Source organism: Enterobacter roggenkampii (assembly GCF_001729805.1).
Classification (GTDB): Bacteria; Pseudomonadota; Gammaproteobacteria; order Enterobacterales; family Enterobacteriaceae; genus Enterobacter; species Enterobacter roggenkampii.
Genome location: NZ_CP017184.1, coordinates 3,428,606 through 3,445,802 on the forward strand (window position 1 = coordinate 3,428,606; position 17,197 = coordinate 3,445,802).

Here is a 17,197-nt window from a genome sequence, read left to right on the forward strand (position 1 = left end):
CCGGGTAAGCGCAGCGCCACCCGGCAAAACTTACTGCTCTTCTACCGCCGGCACATCCGGCCACGCGTGGACGACCGCTTTAATCAGCGTCGCCAGCGGAATGGCGAAGAACACGCCCCAGAATCCCCACAGCCCGCCGAAAATCACCACCGATAAGATAATCACCAGCGGATGCAGGTTCACCGCTTCGGAGAACAGCACCGGTACAAGCAGGTTACCGTCCAGCCCCTGAATAATCAGATACACCGCGAAGCAGCTCCAGAACTCGGTACCCAGCCCAAACTGGAACAACGCCACGCCAACCACCGGAATGGTCACCACAAACGCGCCGATGTAGGGGATCAAAACCGAAAATCCGACCAGCACGGCCAGCAGCAGCGAGTAGTTCAGGCCGAAAATCAGGAAGCCAATCCAGGTGGCGACCCCCACCACAATCATCTCCAGCACCTTGCCGCGAATGTAGTTGGTGATCTGCTGATTCATCTCTTCCCAGACCTGCCCCGCCAGCCCGCGGTTGCGCGGCAGAATACGGCGTACGGCGTTGAGCATCTGGTCTTTATCTTTCACCAGGAAGAAGACCATCAGCGGCACGAGGACAAGGTAAACCGCCAGCGTCAGCAGTCCGACCAGGGACGCCAGAGAGTACTTCACCACCGAATCGCCCATCGTCATGATGCGGGCGCGCATATTTTCGGCCATCGCGTCGATAATCCCGGCATCCATCAGCGCAGGATAACGGCGCGGCAGCGTGGCGGCGAAATCAGAAAGCTTATTCAGCATGCCGGGCATATCGCGGATCAGGTTAATTCCCTGTTGCCAGGCTACCGGCATCACCACAAAGGCCATCAACAGGAGAATGCCGACAAACAGCACCAGCACGATGCTGGTCGCCCAGCGGCGGGAACACCCAATATTCTCCAGGCGCGCCGTTGGCCACTCCAGCAGGTACGCCAGCACAATCGCTACCAGCAGAGGGGCGAGCAGGCCGCTGAAGAAGAACAGGATACCGAACCCGGCGACCAGAATAACCAACAAAGCAATGGCTTCCGGGTCGCTGAACCGACGCCGGTACCACTGCATTAACATTTCGAGCATACAACCCTTCCCTGAATCGAATGGCGGGAGTGAGAGGGTGAATTGTATCTAACTGTCACAAAAAAGACTTTCGCTTTTTGTATCCCGATCGCAATCCGCAAAAGCCTGATGAATGGGATTTTCTTCATGCTACAACACGGCTACACTCGCAGGGCAGCAGAGATGAACGATATGCCGGTTCATCGGTCAAACTAGCACATCTAACATACAGGACAGTGGTTATGTTCAGGCAGTTGAGAAAAACACTGGTTGCAACACTGATTGCCGCGGTGACGGTCGGTCAGGTGTTGCCCGCTTTTGCTGACTCGTCCGATACATTGCCGGACATGGGCACCACGGCAGGAAGCACGCTCTCTATTGGGCAAGAGATGCAAATGGGCGACTATTATGTTCGCCAGCTGCGCGGCAGCGCCCCGCTGATTAACGACCCTTTGCTGGTACAGTACATAAACGGGCTGGGAATGCGCCTGGTAGCGCACGCCGACTCGGTAAAAACCCCCTTCCATTTCTATTTAATCAATAATGACGAAATCAACGCCTTCGCCTTCTTTGGCGGTAACGTGGTGCTGCATTCGGCGTTATTCCGTTATTCGGACAACGAAAGCCAGCTGGCCTCGGTCATGGCGCACGAAATTTCGCACGTCACCCAGCGGCACCTGGCGCGTGCGATGGAAGACCAGAAACGTAACGCTCCCCTCACCTGGGTGGGCGCACTGGGTTCCATTCTGCTGGCGATGGCCAGCCCGCAGGCCGGGATGGCGGCGCTGACCGGTACGCTGGCCGGAACGCGCCAGGGGATGATCAGCTTTACCCAACAAAACGAACAGGAAGCGGACCGTATCGGCATCCAGGTTTTACAGCGCTCAGGCTTTGACCCGCAGGCCATGCCGAGCTTCCTCGAAAAACTGCTCGATCAGGCGCGTTATTCTTCCCGCCCACCGGAAATTTTGCTCACGCACCCGCTGCCTGAAAGCCGTCTGTCGGACGCGCGTAACCGTGCCAACCAGATGCGCCCGGTCGTGGTCCAGTCTTCGCAGGATTTCTACATGGCGAAAGTGAGAACGCTGGGGATGTACAATTCCGGACGTAACCAGCTCACCAGCGACCTGCTGGATGCCCTGGCGAAAGGCAACGTGCGTGAGAAAAACGCCGCGCAGTATGGTCAGGCGCTCCAGGCGATGGAAGCCAGCAAATACGACGAGGCGCGTAAAGCGCTGCAACCGCTTCTGGCTGCCGACCCGAACAACCCGTGGTATCTCGATCTGTCGACGGATATCGATCTGGGGCAGAAGAAGCCTGCCGATGCGATTAACCGCCTGAAAGGGGCGAAAGACGTCCGTACCAACCCGGTGCTGCAGCTTAACCTGGCGAACGCTTACCTGCAGGGCGGCCAGCCGGGTGAAGCGGCGACCATCCTGAACCGTTACACCTTTAACAATAAAGACGATCAAAACGGCTGGGATCTGCTCGCTCAGGCGGAAGCCCAGCTTGGCAACCGCGACCAGGAGCTCGCGGCGCGTGCCGAAGGCTTTGCCCTGGTGGGCCGCCTCGATCAGGCCATTTCCGCGCTCAGCAGCGCCAGCTCGCAGGTCAAACTCGGCAGCCTCCAGCAGGCCCGATACGACGCGCGTATCGATCAGCTTCGCGGCCTGCAGCAGCGCTTCAAGCCGTACGAGAAGATGTAATCAAGGAGAATTCACGTCATGACAGACGCCGTAAAAATTTATCACAACCCGCGCTGCTCCAAGAGCCGCGATACCCTGAGCCTGTTGAAGTCTAACGGCGTGGAGCCGGAGGTGGTGCTGTACCTCGACACCCCACCGGACGCGCAAACCCTCCGCCAGCTGCTGCATATGCTGGGCATGGGCAGTGCACGGGATCTGATGCGCAAGAAAGAAGATCTGTATACGTCGCTTAACCTGAATGACGACCGTCTCTCAGAGGATCGGCTGATACAGGCGATGGTTGAAAATCCAAAGCTGATTGAGCGCCCGATTGTGGTGGCGAACGGCCAGGCGCGCATTGGACGCCCGCCGGAAGACGTGCTCGAGATCCTCTGATGGTTTCGCCCGGTGGCGCTGCGCTTACCGGGCCTACGGGTGCCATATGTAGGCCGGGTAAGGCGCAGCCGCCACCCGGCACAACTATAGCTTCAGAATATCTTTCACAAACGGAATGGTCAGCTTGCGCTGGGCGGTAATCGAGGCGCGATCGAGCTGATCCAGCGTGTCGAACAGCGTGCGCATTTCGCGGTCCAGCCGCTTCAGCAGGAAACGGCCCACGTCTTCCGGCAGCTCAAACCCACGCTGCTTTGCACGCAGCTGTAGCGCCTGAAGCTTATCTTCATCCGACAGCGGCTGGAGCTTGTAGATTTGTCCCCAGTCCAGGCGAGACGCCAGATCCGGCAGGCCCAGATTCAGCTGTCGAGGCGGGCGATCGCCAGTGATCAGCAGCCGGGTTTTGCCCGATTCCAGAATGCGGTTGTAGAGGTTAAAGATCGCCATTTCCCACGGCTCATCCCCCGCCACGCATTCGATGTTATCGATGCAGACCAGGGAGAGATGTTCCATCCCCTCCAGCACCTCAGGGACAAACCAGGTTCGTTTATCCAGCGGCACGTAGCCTACCGCATCACCGCGCGCAGAGAGCTCCGCACAGGCGGCATGCAGCAGATGGCTGCGCCCCGCACCTTCGCGTGACCAGATATAGATGTATCCGCTGTGTTCCTGACGCAGCACGTTTTGCAGTGCAGCCAGTAAAGAGGGGTTATCACCCGGCCAGAAACTTGCAAACGTTTCGTCGTCAGGGAGATAGAGTGGCAGAGAGAGCTGTGCCGGTCCGTTCAGAAGTACCTCAACCAGATCTGACATAAAATCGGCATGGAGTTTAACACGGAACCTGCAAGGAGAGAACCGGGCGGATCGTCCGCCCGGTTAAAGGATCACTGTGACGCTTTTTCGCTTTCGTCAGCGTCCAGCACCACCTCTTCCGGGCGGATCACGGAGATCAGCTTGAAAATGAGGCTCAGGCCCACGCCGACGATGGTCGCCAGCGCCATGCCTTTCAGCTCGGCCGCCCCGATGTGCACCTTCGCGCCGCTCACGCCGATAATCAGGATCACCGACGTCAGGATCAGGTTCTGCGCTTTGCTGTAATCCACTTTGGATTCAATCAGCACGCGAATACCGGAGGCACCGATTACCCCGTACAGCAGCAGAGACACGCCGCCCATCACCGGCACCGGGATGATCTGAATCGCTGCCGCCAGCTTGCCGACGCAGGAGAGCAGAATGGCGATGATCGCCGCGCCGCCGATAACCCAGGTGCTGTAAACGCGGGTAATCGCCATCACGCCGATGTTTTCACCGTAGGTGGTGTTTGGCGTAGACCCAAAGAAACCGGAGATGATGGTGGAGAAACCGTTCGCAAACATGGAGCGGTGCAGGCCCGGGTCGCGGATCAGGTCACGTTTGACAATGTTTGCCGTCACCACCAGGTGGCCGACGTGCTCTGCAATCACCACCAGCGCCGCAGGCAGAATGGTGAAAATCGCAAACCATTCGAAGCGCGGCGTATAGAAGGTAGGCAGCGCGAACCAGTGCGCCTGCGCAATCGGGGTGGTATCCACCACGCCCATCATAAAGGAGAGCGCATAGCCCGCCAGCACGCCGATCAGGATCGGGATAATCGCCATAAAGCCGCGGAACAGCACGGAGCCAAAGACCGTTACGCCCAGGGTCACCAGCGAGATGATAATGGTTTTGGAATCCGGTGACTGGCCGTCTGCTGGCAGCAGGCCGGCCATATTCGCCGCCACGCCCGCCAGCTCAAGACCGATGACGGCCACGATGGCGCCCATCGCCGCAGGGGGGAACATCACGTCCAGCCAGCCGGTACCGGCTTTCTTCACGATGAAGGAGACCAGGCAGAACAGCACGCCACACATGATAAAGCCGCCCAGCGCGACCTCATAGCCCAGCGGCAGCAACAATAACACCGGAGAGATAAAGGCGAAGCTCGACCCGAGATACGCCGGGATTTTGCCTTTACAGATAAAGAGATACAGCAGCGTACCGATGCCGTTGAACAGCAGTACGGTAGCCGGGTTAATGTGGAACAGGATTGGCACCAGCACGGTTGCGCCAAACATGGCGAACAGGTGCTGCAAACTAAGCGGGATAGTCTGTAAAAGCGGCGGTCTTTCACTCACCCCGATAGCACGGCGCGTCATAGTGTTTTCCTCTGAGTAGTATCGTTGTTGGTGTTTTATTCAAAAAAAAGCCGACTATCAAAGTCGGCTTATTTATCGTTATTCGATTATTTCGTACCAAAGATCTTATCGCCGGCATCGCCGAGCCCCGGGATGATGTACCCGTGCTCGTTCAGGCCCTGGTCGATAGAGGCGGTATACAGCTCAACGTCCGGGTGCGCTTTTTCCAGTGCCGCGATCCCTTCCGGTGCCGCAACCAGCACCAGCACTTTAATGCTGCTGCAGCCCGCTTTTTTCAGCAGGTCGATAGTGGCAATCATTGAACCGCCGGTTGCCAGCATCGGGTCAACCACCAGCGCCATACGCTCGTCGATGTTGGACACCAGCTTCTGGAAGTAAGGAACCGGCTCGAGGGTTTCTTCGTTACGGTAGATCCCCACCACGCTGATGCGCGCGCTTGGCACATGCTCCAGCACGCCTTCCATCATGCCGAGACCGGCACGCAGGATTGGCACAACGGTAATTTTCTTACCTTTGATCTGCTCAACCTGCACCGGGCCGTTCCAGCCTTCGATGGTGACTTTTTCTGTCTCCAGATCGGAGGTCGCTTCGTAAGTCAGCAGGCTGCCGACTTCAGAGGCCAGTTCGCGAAAACGCTTCGTGCTGATGTCATGCTCACGCATCAGGCCCAACTTGTGTTTAACGAGTGGGTGTTTCACTTCCACAATCTTCATTCTCTTTCTCCTCTGAATGGCATCCGCAAAAAAATCGCGGGATTATACCGCTTTTTTCGGATTGCGCCATACCCATGTTGCTTGACAGGGATCAAGCAAAGACAAAAAACCGGAGACAGGTCTCCGGCTTAAGTGCGAGGTTCTGCCCGGTGGCGCTACGCTTACGCGGGCCTACGTGTAGTGTAGGTCGGGTAAGCGTTAGCGCCACCCGACAATTACAGGTTATCGCCGTTGCTCGCAATCACCTGCTTATACCAGTCGAACGATTTCTTCTTGCTGCGGTTCAGCGTGCCGTTGCCTTCATTGTCTTTATCGACAAAGATAAAGCCGTAGCGTTTTTTCATTTCGCCCGTTCCGGCAGACACCAGGTCGATGCAGCCCCACGGGGTGTAGCCCATCAGATCCACTCCGTCTTCCACCACGGCTTTTTTCATCTCGCGGATGTGCGCGGCGAGGTAATCAATGCGGTACTGGTCGTTCACCGTGCCGTCGCTCTCCTGCACGTCGATTGCGCCAAAGCCGTTTTCAACGATAAACAGCGGCAGCTGGTAGTGATCCCAGAACCAGTTGAGGGAGTAGCGCAGCCCCACCGGGTCAATCTGCCAGCCCCAGTCAGATTTCTGCACGTACGGGTTAGAGACCAGGCTCTTGCTCTCGTCATAGTCCAGCTGCGGGTTGTCCGCCGTCGCCTTGGTGGCGAAGGACATATAATAGCTAAACCCGATGTAATCCACGCAGCCCTGCGTCAGCGCGACTTTATCTTCTTCGGTGATATCCAGCGCGAAGCCGCGACGTTCAAAGTAGTTGAGCAGATGCTGCGGATACTTGCCGCGCACATGGACGTCGGTGAACCAGTAGCGGCGGTGCATGGCGTTCATCGCCATCATCATGTCGTCCGGCGCGCAGGTCAGCGGGTAGATGGGGCACATGGCAATCATGCAGCCGATCTGCAGGGACGGGTTAATCTCGCGCCCCGCCTTCACCGCCAGGGCGCTGGCCACCAGTTCATAGTGCGCGGCCTGGAACATCACCGGCTCACGATCTTCACCCGGCGCGTACTTCAGCCCGGAGTTGGTAAACGGCGCAAAATCTTCATGGAAGTTGGCCTGGTTGTTGATCTCGTTAAAGGTCATCCAGTACTTCACTTTATGCTGATAGCGCTGGAAAACCACTTTCGCAAAACGAACGAAGAAGTCGATCAGCTTACGGTTGCGCCAGCCGCCGTATTCCGTGACCAGGTGGAAAGGCATCTCGAAGTGGGAAAGCGTAATAACCGGTTCGATGCCGTACTTCAGGCACTCGTCGAACAGATCGTCATAGAATTTCAGACCGGCCTCGTTCGGCTCAAGCTCGTCACCTTTCGGGAAGATACGTGTCCAGGCGATGGAGGTACGGAAGCATTTGAACCCCATCTCGGCAAAGAGTTTGATGTCTTCTTTATAGCGGTGGTAGAAATCGATGGCTTCATGGTTAGGGTAATTTTTCCCCTCAAGCACGCCGTTGGTGATTTCGCGCGGTACGCCGTGCGCGCCCGCCGTCATCACATCGGCAACGCTAACGCCCTTGCCGCCCTCTTTCCAGCCGCCCTCAAGCTGATGCGCCGCAACGGCACCACCCCACAGAAAATCTGCTTTAAATCCTGACATTTGCTTTCCCTCATTCTGCGTTATTTTCTGCAAAAACAATTACAGAAACCGGTTTCAGTTCGATGATGTGCAAAGGGGATAGCCGTTGCAAGCAGAACGCCGAAACCGGTTTCATTTTCGTGAACAGAGTCAAGTTTGTCGCCCTGCCTAAGCCAGAGAGAAAAAAAGATCCCCGCACCGAGAATAGGCTCGCAAACGTTTGCCTGGACTGTTAGAATTGCGCCGATTTTTCTTACTAGCTATGCAATCGCGTGGGGACTTGAGCCGTGACCAACAAAACTTCTCTCAGCTACAAAGATGCCGGTGTTGATATTGACGCAGGTAATGCGCTGGTTGACCGAATCAAAGGTGTGGTGAAGAAAACCCGCCGCCCGGAAGTGATGGGTGGTCTGGGTGGATTCGGCGCACTGTGCGCGCTGCCGCAAAAATATCGTGAACCTGTTCTGGTCTCGGGTACTGACGGTGTAGGCACCAAGCTGCGCCTGGCGATGGATTTAAAACGTCACGACACGATCGGTATCGATCTGGTCGCGATGTGTGTGAATGACCTGGTGGTTCAGGGCGCAGAGCCGCTGTTCTTCCTCGATTACTACGCGACCGGCAAACTGGACGTGGATACCGCGGCCAGCGTCATTAACGGTATCGCCGAAGGCTGTCTGCAGTCCGGCTGTGCGCTGGTTGGCGGTGAAACCGCTGAAATGCCGGGCATGTACCACGGCGAAGATTATGACGTCGCGGGCTTCTGCGTCGGCGTAGTAGAAAAATCAGAAATTATCGACGGCAGCAAAGTGGCCGATGGCGATGTGCTGATCGCACTGGCCTCCAGCGGCCCGCACTCTAACGGTTACTCTCTGGTACGTAAAATCCTCGAAGTGAGCGGCTGCGACCCGCTGACCACCGAGCTGGACGGCAAACCGCTGGCCGACCACCTGCTGGCCCCAACCCGTATTTACGTGAAGAACGTGCTGGAACTGATTGAGAATGTTGACGTGCACGCTATCGCCCACCTGACCGGCGGCGGCTTCTGGGAAAACATCCCGCGCGTCCTGCCGGACAACACCCAGGCGGTGATCGACGAATCCTCATGGCAGTGGCCGGCCGTCTTTAACTGGCTGCAGACCGCAGGCAACGTGAGCTCTCACGAAATGTACCGCACCTTTAACTGCGGCGTGGGCATGGTTATCGCCCTGCCAGCAAGCGAAGCGGATAAAGCGGTTAAACTGCTGACCGAAAAAGGTGAAAACGCGTGGAAAATCGGTACGATTAAAGCCTCCGATTCCGAACAGCGTGTGGTCATTGAATGAAAAACATCGTGGTGCTCATTTCCGGCAACGGAAGCAATTTGCAGGCCATCATTGACGCCTGCAAACAGAAGAAAATCAACGGCACCATTCGGGCAGTATTCAGCAACAAGGCCGACGCGTTCGGCCTTGAGCGCGCGCGGGAAGCGAACATTCCTGCGCACGCGCTGGAAGCCAGCCAGTTCGCCGGGCGTGAAGCCTTTGACCGCGAGCTGGTGCAGGAGATTGACGCCTACGCGCCTGACGTGGTGGTGCTGGCGGGCTATATGCGCATCCTGAGCCCGGCTTTTGTTGCGCACTACGCCGGACGTCTGCTGAATATTCACCCTTCTCTTCTGCCGAAATATCCCGGCCTGCACACCCATCGTCAGGTTCTGGAAAACGGCGATGAGGAGCACGGCACCTCCGTGCATTTCGTGACCGACGAGCTGGACGGCGGTCCGGTGATCCTGCAGGCCAAAGTCCCGGTCTTTGACGGCGACAGCGAAGAAGACGTGACCGAACGCGTGCAGACCCAGGAACACGCCATTTACCCGCTGGTGGTAAGCTGGTTTGTCGACGGGCGTCTCGAAATGCGCGACGGCGCTGCCTGGCTGGATGGCGTGAAGTTACCCCCGCAGGGCCATGCGGCGGAAGAGTAGTTTGTTATGTCGGGTGGCGCCGCGCTTACCCGACATCTACCTTGCATTACCCGATATTCCCTTCTCCAACCTTCTAAATTCCCCAACAAAAAAAATAACTGTCATACTTTTCTGGCACTGTTGGACATATCGTGGAAATGCTCGCCATAATAAGGACGAGACGGATTTACCACGTCCTGTGATTGAACTGGAGTGTGAGCTGTAATGGGTCAGGAAAAGTTATATATCGAGAAAGAGCTAAGCTGGTTAGCATTTAACGAACGTGTACTCCAGGAAGCGGCTGACAAAAGTAACCCGCTGATCGAACGCATGCGTTTTTTGGGCATCTATTCCAACAACCTGGATGAGTTCTACAAGGTTCGCTTTGCCGAGCTGAAAAGACGGATCATCATCAGTGAAGAACAGGGCTTAAACTCTCACTCGCGGCATCTGCTGGGCAAAATCCAGTCCCGCGTGTTGAAAGCCGATCAGGAATTTGACGGCCTGTATAACGAACTGCTGCTGGAGATGGCGCGCAATCAAATCTTCCTGATTAACGAACGTCAGCTTTCCGTTAACCAACAAAACTGGCTGCGCCACTATTTTAAACAGTACCTGCGCCAGCACATTACCCCGATTCTCATCAACCGCGAAACCGATCTGGTGCAGTTCCTGAAAGATGACTACACCTATCTGGCCGTAGAAATTATTCGCGGTGAATCCATTCGCTACGCGCTGCTGGAGATCCCGTCCGACAAGGTCCCGCGCTTCGTGAACCTGCCGCCGGAAACCCCGCGCAGACGCAAGCCGATGATCCTGCTGGACAACATCCTGCGCTACTGTCTCGACGACATTTTCAAAGGCTTCTTCGATTACGATGCGTTAAACGCCTACTCGATGAAGATGACCCGTGACGCCGAATATGACCTGGTGCACGAGATGGAGGCCAGCCTGATGGAGCTGATGTCCTCCAGCCTGAAACAACGCCTGACGGCCGAGCCGGTGCGCTTTGTTTATCAGCGCGATATGCCGGACGCCATGGTAGAAATGCTGCGCGAGAAGCTGACCATTTCGCGCTATGACTCCATCGTGCCGGGCGGCCGTTACCACAACTTTAAAGACTTCATTGGCTTCCCGAACGTCGGCAAGGCCAATCTGGTGAACAAGCCGCTGCCGCGCCTGCGCCATCTGTGGTTTGATAAATTCCGCAACGGGTTCGACGCCATTCGCGAGCGCGATGTTCTGCTCTACTATCCGTATCACACGTTTGAACACGTGCTGGAGCTGCTGCGACAGGCCTCGTTCGACCCGAGCGTGCTGGCGATCAAAATCAACATCTACCGCGTGGCAAAAGATTCCCGCATCATCGATGCGATGATCCACGCCGCGCACAACGGCAAAAAAGTGACCGTGGTGGTTGAGCTGCAGGCGCGCTTCGACGAAGAGGCGAACATTCACTGGGCGCGCCGTCTGACGGAAGCGGGCGTGCACGTGATCTTCTCCGCGCCGGGTCTGAAAATTCACGCCAAGCTGTTCCTGATCTCCCGTAAAGAGGGCGACGACGTGGTGCGCTATGCCCACATCGGTACCGGGAACTTCAACGAGAAAACGGCGCGAATTTATACCGACTACTCGCTGCTGACCGCCGATGCGCGCATCACCAACGAGGTACGCCGGGTCTTTAACTTCATTGAGAACCCGTACCGCCCTGTCAGCTTCGACTATCTGCTGGTCTCGCCGCAGAACTCGCGCCGTCTGCTGTACGATATGATTGATAAAGAGATTGCCAATGCCCAGAAAGGGCTGTCGTCCGGCATCACCCTGAAGCTTAACAATCTGGTCGACAAAGGACTGGTGGACAGGCTGTACGCCGCGTCCAGCTCTGGCGTACCGGTTAACCTGCTGATCCGCGGCATGTGCTCGCTGATCCCGGAACTGGAAGGCATCAGCGACAATATTCGGGTCATCAGCATTGTTGACCGTTACCTGGAACACGATCGGGTCTATATTTTCGATAATGCAGGCGACAAACAGGTCTATCTCTCTTCGGCAGACTGGATGACGCGCAATATTGACTACCGAATTGAAGTCGCAACCCCGCTGCTGGATCCGCGTCTGAAACAGCGTATTCTCGACATTATAGAGATCCTGTTCAGCGATACGGTGAAGGCGCGCTATATCGACAAAGAACTCAGTAACCGCTATGTACCGCGCGGCAACCGCCGTAAAGTGCGGTCGCAACTGGCGATTTACGACTATATCAAATCACTCGAGCAACCCGATTAACCTATGCCGATAAATGATAAGACCCCACGCCCGCAGGAATTCGCCGCGGTCGATCTTGGCTCTAACAGTTTCCACATGGTCATCGCCCGTGAGGTGGATGGCGCGCTGCAGATCATCGGTCGTCTGAAGCAGCGCGTACACCTGGCGGATGGCCTTGATGAACGCAGCATGCTCAGCGAAGAGGCGATGGAGCGCGGGTTAAACTGCCTGTCGCTGTTTGCTGAACGCTTGCAGGGCTTCTCGCCCTCCAGCGTATGCATCGTGGGCACCCACACCCTGCGTCAGGCGCTGAACGCGCCAGAGTTTCTCAAGCGGGCCGAAAAGGTGATCCCCTACCCGATTGAGATCATCTCCGGTAACGAGGAAGCGCGTCTGATCTTCATGGGCGTCGAGCACACCCAGCCGGAAAAAGGGCGCAAGCTGGTGATCGACATCGGCGGCGGTTCTACGGAGCTTGTGATCGGCGAAGACTTTGAGCCTCGCCTGGTGGAAAGCCGCCGCATGGGCTGCGTCAGCTTCGCGCAGATGTATTTCCCGGGCGGCACCATCACCCGCGAGAACTTCCAGCGTGCACGTATGGCGGCTGTCCAGAAGCTGGAAAACCTGGCCTGGCAGTACCGCATTCAGGGCTGGAACGTGGCGCTGGGCGCGTCGGGCACCATCAAGGCAGCGCATGAAGTGCTGCTGGCAATGGGTGAAAAAGATGGGTTCATCACGCCCGAACGCCTGACGCTGCTGACCGACGAAGTGCTGAAGCATAAAAGTTTTGACGCCTTAAGCCTGCCGGGGCTTTCCGACGAGCGTAAGGCGGTCTTCGTGCCGGGGCTGGCCATTCTCTGCGGCGTGTTTGATGCGCTGGCCATTAAAGAGCTGCGCCTGTCCGACGGCGCGCTGCGCGAAGGCGTGCTGTACGAAATGGAAGGCCGCTTCCGCCATCAGGATATTCGCAGCCGCACCGCGCAAAGCCTGGCCAACCAGTACAACATCGACCGCGAGCAGGCGAAGCGCGTGCTGGACACCACGGTGCAGATGTATGAACAGTGGGAAGAGCAGAATCCGAAGCTCGCGCACCCGCAGCTTGCCGCGCTGCTGAAATGGGCCGCGATGCTGCACGAGGTGGGGCTGAACATCAACCATAGCGGGATGCACCGCCATTCGGCCTATATTTTGCAAAACAGCGATCTGCCAGGCTTCAACCAGGAGCAGCAAACCATGATGGCGACCCTGGTGCGGTATCACCGCAAAGCCATCAAGCTCGACGACCTGCCGCGCTTCACGCTGTTTAAGAAAAAGCAGTTCCTGCCGCTCATTCAGCTGCTGCGTCTGGGCGTGCTGCTCAATAACCAGCGTCAGGCGACCACCACGCCGCCCACGCTGAAGCTGAAAACCGACGACCATCACTGGACGTTGAGCTTCCCGCACGACTGGTTCAGCCAGAACGCGCTGGTCCTGCTGGACCTGGAAAAGGAGCAGCAGTACTGGGAAGCGGTCACCGGCTGGCTGCTCAAAATCGAGGAAGAGAGCGCCGACGTCGCCGCGTAACGGTTCAGGCGTCCGCGCAGGACGCCTCTGTTTCCAGCAGTGACTCAAGCGGTGCCGGTCTGCCAATCAGATAGCCCTGCACATAATCAATACCTAGCGCGTGAACCGCGCTACGTATCTCTTCGGTCTCGACATATTCCGCCACCACCAGCATCTTCTTCATGCGCGCCAGATGGCAGATAGACGCCACAATCTGATAATCCAGGCTGTTGTTGACGATATTTCGGATGAAGTCGCCGTCGATTTTAAGAATATCTGCGTCCACGCTTTTTAGCCGCGCGTAGCTTGCATAGCCGGTACCAAAATCATCAATCGCAATGCGTACCCCCATTTTCTGCAGCTGACTGAGGATATGCAGCGCCTGCTCCGCGTTGCAGAAGTTGCTGCACTCCGTCACTTCAAAGATCAGCTGCCACGGCTCAATAGCGTATTTCGCCAGCACGCGGCTCACCTCAAGCGGGAACTGCACCCGGCACACTGTTGAAGGCGCCAGATTAATAGCAAAGCGCTGGCCGGGCAGTCTTTCCCGATGCGCGGCCAGGAAGCGCAGCGTATGCTCAAGCACCCACAGATCCACCCGGGAGGACAAACCAAACTCCTGCGCGACGGGCAGGAACTGATCGGGGGAGATCAGTATCCCATTGGTGTCCGGCATCCGCAGCAGGACTTCGTGATAGCAATCGCCACGCAGGCCGCGAACGGGTTGAACCAGCAGGATGAATTCGTCGTTGTCGAGCGCCTTCTGCAGGCGGCTCATCATCGCGACTTTATCCTTCAGGCTGCGCTGCAAATGGACGGCACCGCGCTGCTGAAGATTTTCCGGGTGATTAGAGGAGAGTGACAGATCGGCCACCACCGCCAGCTCCCCCAGCACCAGATAAAGATGGTTAACAGGGGACCGGACATAGCAGTAGCTTACGCCAACCTGCGGCTGCAGCGGCATGCCGTCCCAGACAAAGCGGAACTGCTTGATATGCTCGTCCAGGGCGTCAATCCGCTGCTGGTGCGATTCCGCGTTGAGCCGCACCGCCATGTCATATCCGGTGAGGTGATACACCTGCTCATTGGGCTGGAGCGTACCGTTAACCCACTGCGCCAGCTGCTGTTTGTACTGAATACGCAGCTGCACGCCGTAATTTCGGCCCAAAATTTCCAGCTCCGGAATGCGCAGCAGGCAGAGCGCCGACCACGGATTCTTCGCCAGATCGCGCGACAGCGCCCGCAGGTTAGGCATATGGACAACCGGATCGAGCAGTGCCAGCCTGCGGGCGTGTTTGTTCACCGCGCGCTGCCGGGTCGCCAGCATCGACATATAAATCACCACAAACGAAAAGACCAGGTAACTGGAAGAGGTGATCGCCAGCTGAATATCGTACCCCGCGTTCACTGGGATATAGCGGTAAAAATAGTGAATGGACACCAGCAGTATCGGGGTCCAGATCAGCGAAATCAGCTTATAGCCAAAACGCATCGCGCCCCAGAGCATCACCGGCATCAGCAGCGACAGGGTATAGTTAGTGGTGAAGATGGAGCTGTTTTCATTTATCGGGAGCAGCAGCAGCGACAGCAGCCCGCCAAGCGCAATCGCCCACAGCAAAAACTCCGCGGCCGTCACCTTTTTATCTATCTGGAAACGGATCTGCGAGAGAAGACTTTTGATATAGCGCGGATGACGGATCAGGCGGATCAGCAGGTAGCTCAACGGCACGCCCGTCAGCCCGCTGACCAGCAGCGCCTGGTAGTTAATGAGCGTACGAATGTTAAGAGGGTTCAACCCCGCGAGGCTCTGGCGACTCTCATACACGCCCAGATACACCGCAAACTGAAACAGCACCAGAAACAGCGTCGCGGGGCAGATGACCTGCCAGAAGATGCGCTGCGCCATCAGCCGGATGTCGCCGTACGCCGTCATATTGCGTCTGGGCGCAAACACCCGGTAGCCGCCCCAGCTGAGGACTAAAGGGACAATAAAATGGAGCACCCCGGCAACCGTTTCGAACATCCCGACCGACGGGTAATAGCGGATAAACAGCGACAACACGATCCCGGGAAGGGCTTCCAGGCCAAAGAACATCATTAGCGAGAGCAAAAAGGAGAGCGGTAAATAATAAAGCGCCGCGATACCGTCCCCCAGCTGCGTGAACGTATTTGCCACGCTCAGCACGGGAAGCAAAACCACCGGTAATAGTAGCGGCAATGCCCACCAACGGTATTTATTGTTTTTCAGAAAAGCGAAAATCTTCATAGATGCCCGGTTAAACCCCTTTTTCTCCAGAGGGAAGATAAAGACAGGCATCCAACCTGACCTGGCGCCACCCCGCGACGTGCAGAGTGAACAGTGTGGAGGAGGGATTTTAAATATCAGAGCCGGGAATCCGTTGACTTAAATCAAACTATTTCACGCAAATAAGCCTTGCAGAAGAATTTTGTGAAATAATTTTCTTCATATTATCAATATGGTAAATGCAATTATTAATTTCAATAACAATAGTTAATGCAAACGTTGACGGTTATTTACACATCACAGAATTGACCCCATCTTCCCGCTGTGCCTTAATATCCTTATCGCCCGGGAGGGCTTATCCAGGAAAAACAGAGTGAGTCAGGTCACGCGTATGCGCAAACGACATCGATTTAACACCCGAATGACCCGCATCATACTGCTTATCAGTTTCCTGTTTTTCTTTGGCCGCTTCGTTTACTCTTCGATTGGCGCCTGGTACCACCATCAGGACAAAACCCAGTCACCGCAATCCAGCCTGACCGTCGACACCGCTGACCGCTAACCCCCCGAAGGATGTTGTACGAGCCGAATAAGGGCCGCGATCCCTTTGCTGAGGATTTTATCCTGCCGCATTACCACCGCCAGCTGCCGCTGCAGCATGGGCGTCAGCGACATCACGCATAGCCCCTCGCGATCGTCATCCTGTTCTACCGCCATTCGCGGCACGATGCTGTAGCCCAGCCCCGCGCGAACCATGCGTTTGATCGCCTCGATGCTGCCAAGCTGCATCACCGGCGCCATCGCTACCCCATGGGCGGCAAACCAGCCATCGATCAGCGCCCGGGTCCCGCTGCCTGTCTCAAAGGCGATCAGCGGCTGGGCATGGAGCGCCTCCGGGGTTAACTCCCTGAAAGCGTCCTGCTGCTCCCTTGAGGCGATAAAGACAAACTCTTCGTCCATCACCGGCATGACGTCCAGCGCTCTGCCGCTGACCGGCAGGGTCACCAGCCCCATATCGAGACGGTTCTCTTCAATGGCCCTGACGATGTCGAGGGTGTTGCCCGTCGTGACTCCCACGCTCAGGAGCGGATAGTCGCGGCGTAGCTGCTCCAGCAGCGGCGGCAGAAGATGAATGCAGGCCGTCGCCCCCGTGCCAAGGGTAATGGTGCCGCTCACGTCGTGGCTAAACGCATTCACGGCCCGGATGGCGTCATCCACCACCTGCTGAATACGCTCCCCGTGCGCCAGCAAGGTTTCTCCGGCAGCCGTCGCCTTAATCCCTCGCCCGGTACGCTCCACCAGCCGCGTTTGCAGAAACTGCTCCAGCTGGCGTATTTGCAGGCTGACGGCGGGCTGGGAGAGGCCCAGAACGTCCGCTGCCGCTGAAAAGCTGCCGCGCTGGTGAACCAGGCGGAAGGTGGCGAGATAGCCCAGATTAAGCGTCGTCATTCAAAGTTTCTCTTATACCGTGCATAAGGTTGCAGCCCTGCCAGCACAATACCGCGCCCGTTATGCTCAGGACAACTGCATAACGGAATG

Annotated in this window: 14 protein-coding genes; 7 read left to right on the forward strand and 7 right to left on the reverse strand. The window is 56.8% G+C overall.

Translation table 11 applies throughout. The features are described 5' to 3' along the window. Positions 1 to 30: 30 nt before the first annotated feature. The gene (locus BFV67_RS16100; protein ID WP_008501636.1) at positions 31 to 1,095 is read right to left on the reverse strand and encodes an AI-2E family transporter; all 1,065 of its coding nucleotides are present in this window, start codon (positions 1,093 to 1,095) and stop codon (positions 31 to 33) included. Between the two features lie 221 nt (positions 1,096 to 1,316). Here BFV67_RS16100 and bepA point away from each other — a divergent pair, with 221 nt between their 5' ends. Together bepA and arsC are read left to right on the forward strand one after the other, a co-directional pair. Further along, positions 1,317 to 2,780 carry a beta-barrel assembly-enhancing protease gene (bepA, locus tag BFV67_RS16105; protein WP_021241809.1) on the forward strand — a complete coding sequence of 488 codons (1,464 nt, stop codon included), beginning with the start codon at positions 1,317 to 1,319 and terminating at the stop codon, positions 2,778 to 2,780. Positions 2,781 to 2,798: 18 nt separating this feature from the next. Further along, positions 2,799 to 3,155 carry an arsenate reductase (glutaredoxin) gene (gene arsC, locus BFV67_RS16110; RefSeq protein WP_008501638.1) on the forward strand — a complete coding sequence of 119 codons (357 nt, stop codon included), beginning with the start codon at positions 2,799 to 2,801 and terminating at the stop codon, positions 3,153 to 3,155. A gap of 84 nt (positions 3,156 to 3,239) precedes the next feature. Here the strand turns inward: arsC and BFV67_RS16115 are convergent, their stop codons facing one another. The 4 genes from BFV67_RS16115 to BFV67_RS16130 all read right to left on the reverse strand — a co-directional run bounded on the left by BFV67_RS16115 (position 3,240) and on the right by BFV67_RS16130 (position 7,685). Further along, a complete protein-coding gene (locus BFV67_RS16115; protein WP_166792068.1) occupies positions 3,240 to 3,941 on the reverse strand; it encodes a DnaA inactivator Hda in 702 nt (233 codons plus the stop codon). A 95-nt stretch (positions 3,942 to 4,036) separates the two neighbouring features. Then, entirely contained in the window at positions 4,037 to 5,326 is a 1,290-nt protein-coding gene (gene uraA, locus BFV67_RS16120) for a uracil permease (RefSeq protein ID WP_023294266.1), read from the reverse strand. Between the two features lie 86 nt (positions 5,327 to 5,412). Then, positions 5,413 to 6,039, reverse strand: a complete 627-nt coding sequence (gene upp, locus BFV67_RS16125; RefSeq protein ID WP_008501641.1) for a uracil phosphoribosyltransferase — start codon at positions 6,037 to 6,039, stop codon at positions 5,413 to 5,415. Between the two features lie 215 nt (positions 6,040 to 6,254). Beyond that, positions 6,255 to 7,685 carry a 6-phospho-beta-glucosidase gene (locus BFV67_RS16130; protein ID WP_021241813.1) on the reverse strand — a complete coding sequence of 477 codons (1,431 nt, stop codon included), beginning with the start codon at positions 7,683 to 7,685 and terminating at the stop codon, positions 6,255 to 6,257. Positions 7,686 to 7,951: 266 nt separating this feature from the next. On the opposite strand from BFV67_RS16130, the gene purM reads away from it, so the two are divergent. From purM to ppx, 4 genes are all read left to right on the forward strand, one after another. Then, positions 7,952 to 8,989, forward strand: coding sequence for a phosphoribosylformylglycinamidine cyclo-ligase (gene purM, locus BFV67_RS16135; protein ID WP_008501643.1), 1,038 nt, complete (start codon positions 7,952 to 7,954; stop codon positions 8,987 to 8,989). Then, positions 8,986 to 9,627: a phosphoribosylglycinamide formyltransferase gene (gene purN, locus BFV67_RS16140; protein WP_021241814.1), complete on the forward strand. Its 642-nt coding sequence runs from the start codon at positions 8,986 to 8,988 to the stop codon at positions 9,625 to 9,627. Before purM ends, purN begins: the two co-directional genes overlap by 4 nt. Positions 9,628 to 9,831: 204 nt before the next feature. Beyond that, entirely contained in the window at positions 9,832 to 11,892 is a 2,061-nt protein-coding gene (gene ppk1, locus BFV67_RS16145; protein WP_008501645.1) for a polyphosphate kinase 1, read from the forward strand. A gap of 3 nt (positions 11,893 to 11,895) precedes the next feature. Beyond that, entirely contained in the window at positions 11,896 to 13,434 is a 1,539-nt protein-coding gene (gene ppx / locus BFV67_RS16150) for an exopolyphosphatase (protein WP_008501646.1), read from the forward strand. 4 nt (positions 13,435 to 13,438) lie between these two features. On the opposite strand, the gene BFV67_RS16155 is transcribed toward ppx, so the two are convergent. Next, positions 13,439 to 15,679 carry an EAL domain-containing protein gene (locus BFV67_RS16155; protein ID WP_032652955.1) on the reverse strand — a complete coding sequence of 747 codons (2,241 nt, stop codon included), beginning with the start codon at positions 15,677 to 15,679 and terminating at the stop codon, positions 13,439 to 13,441. A 352-nt stretch (positions 15,680 to 16,031) separates the two neighbouring features. Between BFV67_RS16155 and BFV67_RS16160 the strand changes: the two genes are divergently transcribed. Beyond that, positions 16,032 to 16,220: a YfgG family protein gene (locus tag BFV67_RS16160; RefSeq protein WP_235610604.1), complete on the forward strand. Its 189-nt coding sequence runs from the start codon at positions 16,032 to 16,034 to the stop codon at positions 16,218 to 16,220. Here BFV67_RS16160 and BFV67_RS16165 read toward each other — a convergent pair. Further along, positions 16,217 to 17,107 (reverse strand): LysR family transcriptional regulator, encoded by an 891-nt coding sequence (locus BFV67_RS16165; RefSeq protein ID WP_069598658.1) that lies wholly within the window; start codon positions 17,105 to 17,107, stop codon positions 16,217 to 16,219. The genes BFV67_RS16160 and BFV67_RS16165 overlap by 4 nt on opposite strands. Between the last annotated feature and the right edge of the window lie 90 nt (positions 17,108 to 17,197).

Excerpts from the sequence above, each read along its gene's own strand:
- BFV67_RS16165 (WP_069598658.1), bottom strand. The coding sequence starts at position 17,107 with ATGACGACGCTTAATCTGGGCTATCTCGCCACCTTCCGCCTGGTTCAC.
- bepA (WP_021241809.1), top strand. The coding sequence starts at position 1,317 with ATGTTCAGGCAGTTGAGAAAAACACTGGTTGCAACACTGATTGCCGCG.
- ppk1 (WP_008501645.1), top strand. The coding sequence starts at position 9,832 with ATGGGTCAGGAAAAGTTATATATCGAGAAAGAGCTAAGCTGGTTAGCA.
- BFV67_RS16155 (WP_032652955.1), bottom strand. The coding sequence starts at position 15,679 with ATGAAGATTTTCGCTTTTCTGAAAAACAATAAATACCGTTGGTGGGCA.
- arsC (WP_008501638.1), top strand. The coding sequence starts at position 2,799 with ATGACAGACGCCGTAAAAATTTATCACAACCCGCGCTGCTCCAAGAGC.
- uraA (WP_023294266.1), bottom strand. The coding sequence starts at position 5,326 with ATGACGCGCCGTGCTATCGGGGTGAGTGAAAGACCGCCGCTTTTACAG.
- purN (WP_021241814.1), top strand. The coding sequence starts at position 8,986 with ATGAAAAACATCGTGGTGCTCATTTCCGGCAACGGAAGCAATTTGCAG.
- ppx (WP_008501646.1), top strand. The coding sequence starts at position 11,896 with ATGCCGATAAATGATAAGACCCCACGCCCGCAGGAATTCGCCGCGGTC.
- BFV67_RS16130 (WP_021241813.1), bottom strand. The coding sequence starts at position 7,685 with ATGTCAGGATTTAAAGCAGATTTTCTGTGGGGTGGTGCCGTTGCGGCG.
- BFV67_RS16100 (WP_008501636.1), bottom strand. The coding sequence starts at position 1,095 with ATGCTCGAAATGTTAATGCAGTGGTACCGGCGTCGGTTCAGCGACCCG.
- upp (WP_008501641.1), bottom strand. The coding sequence starts at position 6,039 with ATGAAGATTGTGGAAGTGAAACACCCACTCGTTAAACACAAGTTGGGC.